The organism is Sphingorhabdus sp., from assembly GCF_023910635.1.
Taxonomy (GTDB): Bacteria; Pseudomonadota; Alphaproteobacteria; order Sphingomonadales; family Sphingomonadaceae; genus Sphingorhabdus_B.
In genome coordinates this window covers 31,585-45,698 of sequence record NZ_JAAVVZ010000020.1, presented here as the reverse complement: position 1 = coordinate 45,698, position 14,114 = coordinate 31,585, and the positions used below count along the sequence as shown (strand labels likewise).

Below are 14,114 nucleotides of genomic sequence, written 5' to 3'. Positions count from 1 at the left end.
CGCCCAACCGCCGCCAACACTATGCCCGCATTGCCGAAAATTCATCAATAATGAGAAAGTGCCAAAGTAGTGCTAGAACCACTAAGCCTGCGCTCTGCGGCCTTGCACTGAACAAAATGGCCTCAAACCGCGAAGGTGGATTTAAGTGGTCCTGACCCTAAGCAGCAGCGCGGCCTAATGCGGGAACAATGATGGCTTTTCGCTGTTAGCTATTCGGACACACTGCCTGCGAATCCTCCCTTTGTTAGTTCGGTGTGTCCAACTTGACTGATGGGGCGAATCCCAAAGCCTTGGCCCGAAGTCACCACCGAACCGCACGGCATTGATCGCCATTTGCTTACGCGGCTAGCGCGCCCGAATGACCTGCTTTTGTAATGCCGTTCACAAATTGGCTCGTGCATTTGTCCCAGCAAAATTGGGCTCCATAATTTGCAGCATCGGCACGACCAAGCGCCAGTGCCCCGTTGATTGCCTCCGTCAGATCGGGCTTAAGGCAGCCAATCGCGCGGTCTAGCCTGCTATGCGGCCCGCGACCCTCGGTACCGATAATGTCCAGTGGCCCCTGAACGGGATAGGCGGCCACCGGAACGCCAGTTGCAAGCGCCTCAAGCATGACAAGTCCAAAAGTATCGGTCTTGCTTGGAAATACGAAAACATCGGCAGAGGCGTAAATACTGGCAAGCTCGGCACCCTGGCGCGTCCCAAGAAAGACGGCGTCGGGATATTGCACCTGAAGATGCGCGCGGGCAGGGCCGTCGCCAACGATGACCTTCGTTCCGGGGACATCGGCGTCAATAAATGCCTCCAAATTCTTTTCTACAGCTACGCGTCCGACAGACAACATTATCGGCTTGGGAAGATGTTTTAAGCTTGGATGGGTGGGCTGGTCTGGATGGAACACGGCATGATCAATTCCACGCGACCAAAGCTGTGTTGGTTGAATGCCGCGGCTTTCCAGTTCGTTCCGCAGGCTTTGTGTCGCCGTCAGGACCGCGTGCGAACCCCTGTGGAATGTGCGCATAATGGGCCAGATGAAGTCCGGTGACAGCCGCGTGCGTGCGGCAACATATTCGGGAAACCGGGTATGAAAAGCGGTGGTGAAGGGGACTTTGTGTTTGATGCACCATGCGCGCGCGCTCCAGCCAATGGGGCCTTCGGTTGAGATATGGACGATGTCGGGCCTGAACGACCCTAGCGCCTTACGCACACCAAAGCGCGGCGCAAGCGCCAGTCGGATTTCCGGATAGCCAGGGCAGGGAATGGTCGTGAACTTGTCAGGTGCAACAACCTCAACAGTGTGTCCGCGTGCTTTTAGGTGGGTTATCGTTTCGGTTAAAGTGCGGACTACGCCGTTGACTTGCGGTGCCCAGGCATCGGTCGCGATGGCCAGCCTCATGCTTCGACGACCGCTTGGGTCGCGGCGCGATTGCGCACATGCGCTGCCCAGTCGATGATGGATATTGTGCCATCCTTGGATTCTGCCAACGCGGTGCAGCTTTCAACCCAATCACCATCATTATAATAGGTTATCGACCCAAATTGGCGAATTTCGGCGCAGTGGATATGACCGCAGACCACGCCTTCGACGCCGCGCTGCGATGCCTCACGCGCCACGACCTCTTCATATTGACCGATAAATTGGACAGCGTTTTTTACACGTTTTTTCAAATAAGATGAAAGCGACCAATATGGCAGGTTGAACCTGCGCCGGACGGCATTGAGGATGATATTGGCCTTCAACAGCAATGTGTAAGCCTGATCACCCAAAAAGGCGAGCCAGCGCGCATATAGCACAATGCCGTCAAAAGCGTCGCCATGTGTGACAAGCAAATTGCGCCCGTCAGCCGTTGTGTGGATCGCCTCCAACTGCACTTCGACGCCGCCAAAGCTGAGGCCCGCATAGTCACGGAACATTTCGTCATGGTTGCCGGGAATGTAAATGACGCGGGTGCCCCGATGCGCCATTTTCAATATACGGCGAATGACCTCATTATGTTGGTCCGGCCAGTACCAGCCCTTACGCAATCTCCAACCGTCAACAATGTCACCGACCAAGTATAGCGTTTCGCACTCAACCGAATGCAGAAAATCGCTGAGCAGTCCGGCCTGACAACCCGCAGTGCCAAGATGCACGTCCGATATCCAAACCGTGCGCAGTTTCATCTTTGGCTGAAAGCTTCGCGGTTCGGGCTTATCAAACCAAATTGGTAGCTTTGGACCTTTGTTATCTCGCTCAAGGCGCGGTGCGTCAATTGTGTCAGCGTTGCTAAATAGTGAATATGTCATCTGCTTTTACCCCCACCAGACGCGTTTCGAACGTAACTGGGGTAGCCGACCGATGGGTCAGGCGTATGGCAGATCAATGACAGTTTTCTTGCCATTAAGTTCCGCACGCGCGGCCGCCATATCGGGATATTTTCCATGTTGTTCATGGTCAAGCGCAGTCAGATAGACCGTCGTGGAGTAACGTTTTTCCCGCGCAAAGTTGGCGCGCCTGGGCCACGTTGCCATTGGCAGCACGCCGCGCACGCCTTGGGCATAGCTGCCTTGCGTGATGCGCTGGTCAGCGCCGCCTTTCTACTTTTCGGCGTTATGAGGGACGCCCGAGACAAGACTGGAGAAACCGCCTGCTTAGCCAAAATTGACGTGGGTAAAGGTGCGCATGATTTAACCTTCCCTGCGTATGTCTCCGTCGGCGCACTAGGGAAGGTACATGGTCGCTTCATGCGGTTATTATACTGTTTTCATATAATATTTATGACTTAAATATGCGACATCGTTGGATGTTTTTCGGCAATTCGCCTAGCATTACATTTTTATGACATTAATGTTGCAAGACTGTCATTAAAGTGTAACATAGTTGGCAGGATAAGGAGAATCGCTATGAAAATGATGTTGTTGGGCGCCTTGATCGCCGGAACTATTTCAGTTGCAGCACAGGCTAATCCGGGTGCAGTTGGCGAAATTTCATACCCAAAGGGCTCCATCGGATATGAAGCCCTCATGCGCGGTGATAATGAGCGCGCGGTCTCACAAATCTTGGCCAGCGAGCAGGTCAGCAAGCATGACCCTGCAAAACTGCTTAATCTCGGACGCGCTTATGCTCGTATGGGGCAGACCGAGCAGGCAGCTGGGTATTTCAAGGCAGCGATGCAGGCGCGTGAAAGCGTGGACTTGGTTCTAGCCGATGGCCGCGTGATGAATTCCAAGGTTGCAGCACGCGAGGCGTTCGCCAATCTGCAAACGCGGGTCGCGACGCGCTAGGGTCAGGACCACTTAAATCCACCTTCGCGGTTTGAGGCCATTTTGTTCAGTGCAAGGCGGCAAGCGCAGGGCTTAGTGGTTCTAAGTCCAAGCTTGCCAACGCGGCAATGGACAAAATGGGTCAAATCCTTCGGACGCCAAAATGGCTTCGATCTCAAAGCAAAATGCCCTTGCAGGCAGAATTACTGCCTGCGGCGGCCATTTTGCTTCGATATCTTTGCCATTTTGACGCCGCGAAGGTGGATTAATAGGTCCTGACCCTAGGTCCTGATCCTAAGCCACCGTCGCTGAAGTTTAGTATTGTTAAAGCTAAAAAAGGGCGAGCCGGACAGGCTCGCTTTTTTTGTTTGGAAACAGGGCCGCGGTAACAAGTGGCCTGCGATTTGTCATATTACTGACGCAAAATATTCTTCCAACTGCAATGTGATACGCACAGCCTTGTCATAGGCGTCCCCTATCGGCGGCAAGGTCAACGGGTGGGACCTATGTTGATTCGTCGCTGGTCCGTTGCAACTGCCTATAATCGGGCAAGCCATATTTGTTGCGGAGAATAAGAATGTTTGACCCTAAATTGCGCGGGATCGTATATGCGACAGCAGCAGCCGTCCTTGTCACTGGCTGTGGCGCAGATGATATCGCGTCGCCAGGTACCGGTGGTAACATCACCATCAACAACCCTGCTCCACCGCCTCCGCCGCCACCCCCACCGCCGCCACCGGCAACAGTTACGCCTGCGACGGGCTGCCCCACAATTTCCGATGCGCAGGGTTTGACCGATAGCGGCACTATTACGGGTCCAACCGGCACTTATCGCGTCTGCACCTTGCCAGCACAGATTAACACCAGCACTACTTTGCCAAAGGTAACAGGCCTTTTGTATCGTTTGGGCGGCCGCGTTGATGTCGGTACCGACCAAGGCGCTACGTCCACCAACACAGCAGTAACCCTGACCATCGCACCTGGCGTTATCGTTTTTGGTGGCACCGGCGTATCGTGGTTGAACGTCAACCGCGGCAACCGCATCAATGCAATCGGTACTGCCGCACTGCCCATCATCTTCACCAGCCGCGACAATGTTCTAGGCTTGAACACCGATAGTTCGATCGGTCAATGGGGCGGTGTCGTTCTTAACGGTCGTGCGCCCATCACCGATTGCCTTGCACCAGCAGCCACACCAGGCACTGCCGCATGCGAGCGTCAGGTTGAAGGCGCAGTTGATCCGGCGCGTTATGGCGGTGCGAACTCTGCCGACAATAGCGGTCGGTTGAGCTATGTTCAAATCCGTTATTCTGGGTTTGTTTTGTCGGGTGACTCGGAGCTTCAGGCTTTAACAACGGGTGGCGTTGGTTCGGGTACGGTGTTGAACAACATTCAATCGTTCAACAGCTCGGACGATGCTGCCGAATTCTTCGGTGGCAGCGTAAACATGAAGTATTTCGTTGCCGTTGGCGCCGATGATGACAATCTCGACACTGACACCGGTGTTAAGGCAAACTTCCAGTATGTGATTGCAGTTCAACGTCAAGGCGCGGGCGACTCAATGATCGAGGCAGACTCGGATAACGCTCTGGACGGCAACACGCCGCGTCAGAATACCCGCGTTGCTAACTTTACCTTCATCCAGCGCAGCAACATTGGCAACCTCTCGGCAATCCTCCTTCGCGGTGGTACCGATTATTCGTTGGTCAATGGCGTCATCGCTAGCCCGAACACGTCCTGCTTGCGCATCAGCCGCCCGCAGACAATTTCGGCAACTGCGGACGCGAGCATAGATGAAGCTGGCGCACCTTTGGTCCGCTCGGTTGTTGCTCAGTGTGGCACACCAGCGTTCCGCGGTTCGAATGGCGTATCGGAAGCAGAAGTTGCTGGTGTTTTCGGTTCGGGAAGCAATGGTAACAACAGCGCGTTCACGCCGAGCCTCACATCTTTGTTCATCAATGGTGCGAGCGAAACGGCAGTGAGTGCATTCAATGCGAGCACGTTGAATGCTTTCTTTGACGCAACGACCTATGTTGGTGCGGTGCGTGATGCCAATGACACCTGGTATGCTGGTTGGACTTGCAACAGCGCGACCGCCACATTCGGCACAAGCGTTACCGGGCTTTGCACCTCACTCCCTACCTATTGATAGGCGATAACTGATTGGGGTGGGGTGCAGGCATGGCCAGGCACCCCGCCCCTTTTTTAAATATGAAAAAGGGAATGAAAATGTTGAAGCCATTGGGGGCAATCAGCCTGTTGCTTGTAACGTCAGCACTTGTCGCGCCGTCGTTGGCATTCGCGCAAAGCGCCGAGCCTGCGGCAGCCGAAGCAGCAGAACCATCGCCAGAAGGCGCAATTACCGAGACAGCGGAACAACCTGCCGAACAGGAAGAGGTTGACGTATCGTTCGGCGGTGAAGAAATTGTTGTCCGAGGGTATCTGGATCGCAATATTTCAAAAAATGCACCGCAAGTTGTGTCGGTGCTTTCAGCGGCAGATATAGAACGGACAGGTGAAGGCGATATTGCGGGGGCCCTCTCGCGCGTAACGGGTTTGAGCGTCGTGGGTGGCGGCTTTGTCTATGTGCGTGGCTTGGGTGATCGCTACTCTTTAGCCTTGCTGAACGGCTCGCCATTACCGAGCCCTGAGCCTCTGAAACGCGTTGTTCCCCTTGATCTGTTTCCGACAAGCGTCATTGCTTCGTCACTGGTCCAGAAAACCTATTCCGCCAACTTTCCTGGCGAATTTGGCGGCGGCGTGATCAATTTGACCACCAAAGCAATCCCGCGCGAAACCTTCCTGACGATGAGCGCCGATGCCAGCATTAACGGCGAAACGACTAATCAGCTTGGCTACACATATTATGGCAGCTCCTCCGATTGGAGCGGCTTTGACAATGGGAATCGTGATCTAAGGCCCGCTCTGGCGGGCTATCTTACCAGTGGTCAGCGCATAAGTACCGGCGGCGTCGACACGCAAGCCATTGCAAGCCAGTTGGTGACAGGACGCAATGCCGTGGTGCAGCGTGATTATAATCTGCCAGCAAATGGTTCGGCAAATATTACCGGAGGTACCAATTTCGAAATTGGTGACGATGCCACAATGGGTATCCTGTTCAACGCAGGTTACAGCAACAAATGGCGCACACGCGACACGTTGCAGCAGACGGCATCGACGCTTGACCTCAGCCAGAAAGAATTGGATTTTCGGAAGGTTATAACTGACAACCGCCTCGTTGTTAACGGCCTTGTTGGCTTTGGCATCGAAGCGGGCGAGCAAAAGGTGCGTTGGACCAATGTCTTCATTCGCGACACGCTGAAACAAGCGCGTCTCGGAATCGGTACGCGGCAAAACCTTTCGCCAACTGCGACATTGTTGCAGCAGGACACGGCATGGTATGAGCGGCAGTTGGTTAATTCGCAACTTGTTGGCGAATTCAAGCTATCGCCCGACGTGAACTTCAGTTTCCGTGTTGGCTATGCCAATTCAAAGCGGGAAGCGCCTGATGAATTCAGTTTTGAATATTATCGCAGCAACCAAGCGTCAGATCCCTTTGGACAGGTTTTCATCAACCGTCTGAACAACGGACAGCAGGGCAGCGCTGAGGTAAGTTATTCCTACCTGAACGAGGACCTCTGGTCGGGAAGTGCTGATTTGTCGTTCAAGATCACGCCGGATATGACAGGTACGGTTGGTTATGCCTATGCTGACACCAAGCGCCGTACCGAGCGTCGTGACTTTTTGTTTACTGCGCCAGGCGGGACACCAATCGTTTCGGCACTTTTCCGTCCGGATTTCTTGCTGCAACCTGATGTGATCGATTTTTATAAAATCACATTGACTGACACCAACGAAGCCAACCCAGTGTTTGACGCGGGATTACTTACCCATGCTGGTTATGGCCAGATTCAGGCATTCATCACGCCTGAAATCAGCGTTAACATCGGTGTGCGTTATGAAAAGGCGACGCAATCTGTTGCGCCCGTGCAGGTTTTCAATGTGCCTACGGCGTCGTTAGCCTCCACCAGTCTTGATCGTGCATATTGGTTGCCCGCCGCGACATTGACGTGGGACATCAATGACCAAATGAAATTCCGTGTAAGCGGGTCAAAAACAATTGCCCGTCCGCAATTCCGCGAACTGATTTTCCAGAACTTTTATGACACCGATTCGAACCGCTTGTTCCGCGGGAACCCGTTATTGACCGACAGCCAGTTGTATAACGCAGAAGCGCGTTACGAGTATTATTTCGATCGTGACCAACGCTTTACGGTAGCGGCATTCTTCAAACGGATTGACAGTCCCATCGAGTCCTTCTCAAGCTTTGATGATAACTCGGTTGTCACCAGCTTTGCCAATGCGCCAAAGGCAGATTTGTACGGTGTGGAAATCGAAACACAGAAATATTTCGATCTGTCGGGCATAGGTGAAAAGGGCTTTTTCGCCACTCGCCGCGCAGTGGCAATCGTAAACTACACCTACACCCAGTCAAAGCTGGGCGTGAAGGCAGGCGACCCCGTTGCTGTGTTTAACTCATCCTCAACAAGCGCGCTCGACTTTTTCACCAATGGTTCGCCCTTGACTGGCCAGTCGGATCATCTGGTCAATCTGCAGCTTGGCTTGGAAGATACCGAACGTCTGTCGCAGCAGACAATATTGTTCACATTTGCAACCGACCGGGTCACCAGCCGAGGCGCATCGGGGCAACCTGATATCAAGGAACGCCCCGGCATCCAGTTGGATTTCGTTGCACGCGAAGGCTTTACCGTTGGCGGTAACGAGGCTGAGCTGAAGTTTGAATTGCGTAACCTAACCAATACAAAGTATCAGGAACGGCAGGAAAGCGGTGATAATGTGATTTTCTACAACCGCTACAAGCAGGGCATCAGTGCCTCAATCGGCGTTGAAATAAATTTTTAACGGTTTTACAACTCCCTGACTTACGGCGGCATGTTGTCATCAACGTGCCGCCTTTGTTTTGCCTATCGTGCACGCTGTAGGCAGTGATCGTCATGAAAATGTCATTTTAACTTCACTTTTAGGTCACAACGGCGTCTTAATCCCGCTTCAACGCGTGGAGTCGCCAGGGGGGTATTGTGGCAAGATCATTGGCTGAAAGGGTTAGGGTGCAATCTCGTGCGCTGACGTTGCTGCCTGTTGGCAATGTCCTTATTGCTTTGATTGTCGTCCTTCTGGCTATTCAGGTGACGCGGCTTTTTTGGGTCGTTGTCATACCGGTTGGACCTCTTGCCGGATGGCGCGCGCCATCGGTCAGTGTGGTTTCACCATCGGCTCGGCTCGCGCTTTTTAGGGGCTTTGATCCTTTTTATCGCACCGATGCGCCCGCAGCGACCACGCAAAATGTCACGTCCTTAAGCCTGGTTTTGTTTGGCGTGCGCGCAAATGAAAGCTCAGGAGGCGGTTCCGCCATTATTGCTGGCGAGGACGGTATCCAAAATAGTTTTGCCGTGGGTGAAGAAGTTGCGCCGGGCGTGACGTTGGACTCAGTTGCTTTTGACCATGTGATATTGTCGCGCGGCGGGGTGAAGGAGTCACTGTATCTGGATCAGTCGGTTCCGGCGGAAACGGTCAGCCCCTCTGGAGATGCGCCTCAACCAGCAATTGGCTTGTCCTCCACGGGAGGGTTGAACGCCCGAACGCTGCAAAAGGCCATTGGCTTTGCGCCGCGCAACGAAGGAGGCAGGGTCACTGGCCTAGTTTTGAAGGCCCAGGACGACGGGTCCATGCTTCGGCTCGCTGGATTTCAGCCAGGTGACATCGTTGTCGCCGTCAATGGTCGTCCCGTCTCATCCGCCACTGACGTCGTAGCACAATTCCGACCCGGAGCCCGCATAAGCGTCGAAGTCGAACGCGGCGGTTCAAAGGTCCCCATCGCTCTAAATTTGGAACAATAGTGATCCGTAAATTCTCCTTATGGTTGGCGTGCAGCACGCTTATTTTTACCACGCCAGTCATCGCGCAGCAGACATTGAACGTCCGCGACGCCGACATCCGCGCTTTTGTGCAAGACGCCGCGCGCGTTACGGGACAAACCTTCATCGTTGATGGCCGTGTCAGCGGTAAGGTGTCGGTTGTGACCGACCGCCCATTGTCGCGTTCGGAATATTTCGAAGTGTTTTTGTCGACATTGCGTGCAAATGGCCTTGTCGCCATTCCCATGCGCGGCGGGGGATATCGCATTCAGCCCTCGGACGGCGCGGCAACGCAGCCAACACGCGTAGGAAGCCGGGCCGAATCCGCCAGCCAGTTTGTAACCGAAGTGTTCCGCTTGCGGTCGATTGACGCAACCACGGCGGTGGAAACGCTTCGTCCGTTAATCAGCCGGGAAGGTTCGCTAACGGCGAACCGCAGCGCAAATAGCCTTGTGGTGGCCGATTATGCCGACAATATCCGCCGGATCCGCGATCTCATCCGCCAGATTGACCGCGACAGTGCAGCCACGCAGATTGTGACGCTCGAATATGCTGGCGCACGCGAAATTGCGACGGCATTGCAGGGATTGGCTGGCCAGGGCGGGGGCGAAGGCGCGCGTGCGCCGGTATCGATCGCTGCCATCGACAGCAGCAACGCAATCGCGTTGCGCGGCGACCCAACATCCGTCGCGCGCTTTGCCGAAATGGCGAAGCAATTAGATGCCCGTGCGCAATCTGGGGCGGAAATTCGTGTTTACCGGCTTGAGCATGCGAACGCCGAAACTTTACTTGAAACGGTCCAATCGCTGATTGGCGGACAAAGCGGTGGTGCGCGGGCCAGCGACATGCCGTCCGTAGCTGCACCTGCGAACGGCGGAGCGCCGGCTGCCCCATCCGCGCCAATCGTTGCGACATCTTCTGGCGCAGGCACGAACGGCATTGGCGGACGCGGGCCTATTGTTGTGACGCGTTATGAAGGCACAAATGCCCTCATCGTCGCTGCTAATCCGGACGTCCAGCGCAGCTTGGGCGAATTGATCCGGCAATTGGATACACGGCCTGAACAGGTTCTGGTCGAAGCCATTGTGGTGGAAATCGGCAATGAGGCCGCCAAAAAGCTTGGCGTGCAATTCCTCGTGGGGGGCAAGGACGCGCCTTTTGCAGCGACCAATTACTCCAACGCTTCGCCCAATATCCTGACAATAGCAGGTGCCATTGGGGCCGAGGAGTTGACGCGCACGACGACGACTGTGAACGGCAACACCACGACCACCGGGACCAGCAGCGCCTTGGGTGATAGCCTGCAAGAAGCGGCGGCGGCATCTATTTTAAGCGCGACGGGCGGCTTTGGCGGCTTCGCCCTCGATATCGGTAACAATGCGATTTTTGGCACAATCATCAACGCAATTGCATCGGACACGGAATCAAACCTTTTGGCGACGCCGCATATTGTGACCCTGAACAACCAAAAGGCGAAGTTTCTGGTCGGCCAAGAAGTGCCGGTCAGCACGGGCGAACAATTGTCCGCAAACTTTGAAAATGCATTCCGCACCGTGCAGCGTCAGGAAGTCGGCATCAAGCTTGAGGTCACGCCGCAGGTCAACGCGCAAGGCGATGTGAAGCTGTTCCTCAAGCAAGAGGTGTCAAGCGTTGCGGGCCCTGTATCTTCGCGGTCCAACGATCTTGTCCTCAACAAACGCGAATTCGAGACCACGTTGACGGTCGGCGATGGCCAATTGCTGGCGATAGGCGGGCTGCTTAACGATGACGAGCGCCGCACGATTGAGCGTATTCCGTTGCTCAGCGACATTCCGCTTATTGGTGAGCTGTTTAAGTCGCGCAGCCGCAGCCGAAGCAAAACGAACCTGATGGTGTTTATCCGGCCTACAATCTTGCGGACCCGGCAAGATGGTGATCGTTTGACCGCGCGTCGTTATGATTATGTACGCGACATGCAACGGGTGCGTAATCCGGATATTGAGCCGAGCATCGATGAATTGCTGCGCGATTATATGGGCGCCACGCCGCCAACTGAACCAAATACGCGGGCGAACGACATCATGATCGGCGCAGACGGCAATCTGACGCGGCCTCCGGCAGGCGGCGCACTTGAACCTGCTGATGTGCCTGCGAGCGCCATATCGGCTGCCAGTGGGGATGGACAATAATGACAGGTCCGCAAGGAACGTTGGAACGACAGGACGTGACTGACGCCGAAACTGACGCGCCCATCACTGTTGCCCAAATTACGCCATTGCTGGATCTGCCTTATGCCTTTGCCAAGGCGCACGGCCTAGTTTTGCGTCATGAGAGCAACGCGCGTTTAATCGTTGCCATGCGCGAAGGTGCAGATCCGCTCATGCTGCTGGAAGTGCGGCGCTATCTGGCGATGCCGTTCGATGTTGAGATAGCCGATAACCAGACCTTTGACCGCTATCTGTCCGACCATTATGCAATGGATGGAAGTGCAGCGGCAATGGCGGGTTCAATAGGCCATAACGACGGCGATCTGTTGTCCGATATGTTGCCAAGTGTCGATGATTTGCTCGACAGCGCGGACGACGCCCCCGTTATCCGGTTGATTAACGGCATCATAGCAGAGGCTGTGCGGCAAGGTGTTTCGGATATTCATATCGAGCCTTATGAAACTGGCCTCGTCATCCGTATGCGTGCCGATGGCGTGTTGCAGGAACGGCTTCGGCTCCCCGCCAATGTAGCGCCTGTTGTTGTTAGCCGTATCAAGGTCATGGCGCGGCTCGACATTGCCGAACGCCGCATTCCGCAAGATGGCCGTATTGGCCTGACGCTTGGTGGAAAGATGGTCGATGTGCGTGTGTCGACCTTACCCAGCCGTGCTGGCGAGCGCGTAGTGATGCGTATCCTCGACAATGAAAATGCAGGGATTTCGCTCGATTTGCTGGGCATGTCGGAAGAGACGCTAAAAATATTGCGCGAAGCATTGGCTGAACCCAACGGTATTATTCTGGTCACTGGACCGACGGGTTCGGGTAAGACCACCACATTATACGCGGGTCTAAAGCGCCTGAATGACGGTTCCCGCAACATACTGACGGTTGAAGATCCGGTAGAATATGCCGTTGAAGGCATTGGCCAGACACAGGTGAATGCGAAAGTAGGTATGACTTTTGCCGCTGGCCTGCGCGCGATTTTGCGGCAGGATCCTGACGTCGTCATGGTCGGCGAAATCAGGGACCGTGAAACCGCCGATATTGCGGTGCAAGCGGCGCTTACCGGCCATTTGGTGCTGACCACGGTGCACACAAATGATGCGCTTGGTGCCATAACGCGTATGCGCGATATGAAGGTTGAGCCTTTCTTGCTGGCCTCGACCCTGCGCGCCGTCATCGCGCAGCGACTTGTGCGTCGCCTGTGTCCGCATTGCCGCCAAACGGTTCAGGCCGACGGTAATGCCGCGTCGTTGCTTGGTTTTGACAAGGGCACGGCAGTCTACAAGGCGGTTGGTTGCCCTGAATGCAACAATACTGGCTTTTTGGGTCGCATTGGCGTGTTTGAGGCTGTCCGGGTGGATGATACCATCCGTCGCTTGATCAATGACGGCGGCGATGAGGCCATATTGGCGCGCCATGCCTTTGTGAACCAACCCAATTTAAGTGCCGCCGCGCGCAAATTGGTGCGAAGCGGGGACACCACGCCAGAGGAGGCTATTCGCATTTCACGCCGTGAAGACATCGTTGATGCCTGAATTTGCCTATCACGCCATCGACCCTGACGGGCGCGAGCGGCGCGGGCGGATATCTGCGGCCAATGATGATCTGGCACGCGAAGCATTGGTGTCGAAAAAACTTTATATTGTGAGCATTGCGCCTGCCGAAGTGCGGGCATCGGTGTTTGCCAACCTGCCGCTGAAACGGCAGCCACGGTTGAACGTAAAGCAGCTGACATTGTTCACCCGGCAATTGTCTTCCTTGGCGCAAGTATCACCCTTGGAAGAGGCGCTGCGGACGATAAGTCGTCAGAGCGAGCAGCCAGTTGTGCGTCAGATATTGACCGGCGTTCACGCGGGCGTGGTTGAAGGCCAGCGTTTGTCCGAATCTATGCGGCGCGAAAGCAACAGCTTTCCGCCTTTGTATCGCGCAATGATCGCCGCAGGGGAGGGCGCGGGCACATTGCCGCTGATCACCGAACGGCTTGCTGTGCTCCTAGAACGGCAGGCGGAGATGCGTGGTAAGTTGATTGGCGCGCTCGCTTATCCGGCGATCCTGTCGCTCGTTGCGATCCTGGTTGTGATGGGGTTGATGGTGTCCGTCGTGCCGCGCGTGGTTGAACAATTCGACAATGTGGATCAGCAATTACCGCTGATAACGCGGATTGTGATTGGCATTTCCGCATTTTTGGCGAATTATTACTGGGTGCTGATCATCGTCGCCTTGCTGGGTGCTTTCGTTTTCGCGCAAGCCTTAAAACAGCCAGCTTTCCGTTTGGCGGTGGACCGCAATGTCCTGCGCATTCCGGTGCTTGGAAAGCTTTTGCGCAACTTGCACGCCGCACGCATGGCACGGACACTGGCCACCATGGTTGCAAGCCGCTTACCGTTGTTAGAGGGCTTGCGCCTGACGGGCGGCACCATTCGCAATAAAGTGTTATCTGCGGCAAATGACGATATCGTCGAGTCCGTGCGTAGCGGGGGTAGCCTGTCAGGCGCGATGCGTGCCAGCGGTGTTTTTCCGCCTTTGCTCGTGTATCTCACGGCAAGCGGCGAGAGCGCAGGACAGTTGGATATCATGCTCGAACGTGCTGCCGAATATTTGGAACGCGAATTTGATAATTTCACCAGCACCGCTTTGTCGCTGCTTGAACCTTTGATCATTGTCGCCATGGGCGGGGTGGTCGCTGTCATCATATTGGCTATATTGCTGCCTATCCTTCAACTTCAAAATCTTACAGGACTGTAGA

Annotated in this window: 10 protein-coding genes; 7 read left to right on the top strand and 3 right to left on the bottom strand. The window is 54.9% G+C overall.

The features are described 5' to 3' along the window. Window positions 1-337 precede the first annotated feature (337 nt). The 3 genes from HEQ34_RS11285 to HEQ34_RS11275 form a co-directional block, all read right to left on the bottom strand. Window positions 338-1,396 (bottom strand): glycosyltransferase family 1 protein, encoded by a 1,059-nt coding sequence (locus HEQ34_RS11285; RefSeq protein WP_296200433.1) that lies wholly within the window; start codon window positions 1,394-1,396, stop codon window positions 338-340. Beyond that, the gene (locus HEQ34_RS11280) at window positions 1,393-2,163 is read right to left on the bottom strand and encodes a UDP-2,3-diacylglucosamine diphosphatase (protein ID WP_296200439.1); all 771 of its coding nucleotides are present in this window, start codon (window positions 2,161-2,163) and stop codon (window positions 1,393-1,395) included. The genes HEQ34_RS11285 and HEQ34_RS11280 overlap by 4 nt, the downstream gene beginning before the upstream one ends. A 180-nt stretch (window positions 2,164-2,343) precedes the next feature. Next, a complete protein-coding gene (locus tag HEQ34_RS11275; RefSeq protein ID WP_296200432.1) occupies window positions 2,344-2,511 on the bottom strand; it encodes a hypothetical protein in 168 nt (55 codons plus the stop codon). Window positions 2,512-2,883: 372 nt separating this feature from the next. On the opposite strand from HEQ34_RS11275, the gene HEQ34_RS11270 reads away from it, so the two are divergent. From HEQ34_RS11270 to gspF, 7 genes are all read left to right on the top strand, one after another. Then, window positions 2,884-3,264 carry a hypothetical protein gene (locus tag HEQ34_RS11270; RefSeq protein WP_296200431.1) on the top strand — a complete coding sequence of 127 codons (381 nt, stop codon included), beginning with the start codon at window positions 2,884-2,886 and terminating at the stop codon, window positions 3,262-3,264. A gap of 556 nt (window positions 3,265-3,820) precedes the next feature. Then, a complete protein-coding gene (locus tag HEQ34_RS11265) occupies window positions 3,821-5,392 on the top strand; it encodes a hypothetical protein (RefSeq protein ID WP_296200430.1) in 1,572 nt (523 codons plus the stop codon). 80 nt (window positions 5,393-5,472) lie between these two features. Beyond that, a complete protein-coding gene (locus tag HEQ34_RS11260; protein ID WP_296200429.1) occupies window positions 5,473-8,166 on the top strand; it encodes a TonB-dependent receptor in 2,694 nt (897 codons plus the stop codon). A gap of 206 nt (window positions 8,167-8,372) precedes the next feature. After that, window positions 8,373-9,161, top strand: a complete 789-nt coding sequence (locus HEQ34_RS11255) for a type II secretion system protein N (protein WP_296200427.1) — start codon at window positions 8,373-8,375, stop codon at window positions 9,159-9,161. A 2-nt stretch (window positions 9,162-9,163) separates the two neighbouring features. Beyond that, entirely contained in the window at window positions 9,164-11,347 is a 2,184-nt protein-coding gene (gene gspD / locus HEQ34_RS11250; RefSeq protein ID WP_296200438.1) for a type II secretion system secretin GspD, read from the top strand. After that, window positions 11,347-12,903, top strand: a complete 1,557-nt coding sequence (gspE, locus tag HEQ34_RS11245) for a type II secretion system ATPase GspE (protein ID WP_296200425.1) — start codon at window positions 11,347-11,349, stop codon at window positions 12,901-12,903. The genes gspD and gspE overlap by 1 nt, the downstream gene beginning before the upstream one ends. Beyond that, on the top strand, window positions 12,896-14,113 hold the full coding sequence (gene gspF / locus HEQ34_RS11240) for a type II secretion system inner membrane protein GspF (RefSeq protein WP_296200424.1): 1,218 nt from the start codon (window positions 12,896-12,898) through the stop codon (window positions 14,111-14,113). The genes gspE and gspF overlap by 8 nt, the downstream gene beginning before the upstream one ends. Window position 14,114 lies beyond the last annotated feature (1 nt).

Coding starts and splice junctions, on each gene's coding strand:
- HEQ34_RS11285 (WP_296200433.1), bottom strand. CDS start 1,396: ATGAGGCTGGCCATCGCGACCGATGCCTGGGCACCGCAAGTCAACGGC.
- gspE (WP_296200425.1), top strand. CDS start 11,347: ATGACAGGTCCGCAAGGAACGTTGGAACGACAGGACGTGACTGACGCC.
- HEQ34_RS11260 (WP_296200429.1), top strand. CDS start 5,473: ATGTTGAAGCCATTGGGGGCAATCAGCCTGTTGCTTGTAACGTCAGCA.
- HEQ34_RS11280 (WP_296200439.1), bottom strand. CDS start 2,163: ATGAAACTGCGCACGGTTTGGATATCGGACGTGCATCTTGGCACTGCG.
- HEQ34_RS11275 (WP_296200432.1), bottom strand. CDS start 2,511: ATGGCAACGTGGCCCAGGCGCGCCAACTTTGCGCGGGAAAAACGTTAC.
- HEQ34_RS11270 (WP_296200431.1), top strand. CDS start 2,884: ATGAAAATGATGTTGTTGGGCGCCTTGATCGCCGGAACTATTTCAGTT.
- HEQ34_RS11265 (WP_296200430.1), top strand. CDS start 3,821: ATGTTTGACCCTAAATTGCGCGGGATCGTATATGCGACAGCAGCAGCC.
- gspF (WP_296200424.1), top strand. CDS start 12,896: ATGCCTGAATTTGCCTATCACGCCATCGACCCTGACGGGCGCGAGCGG.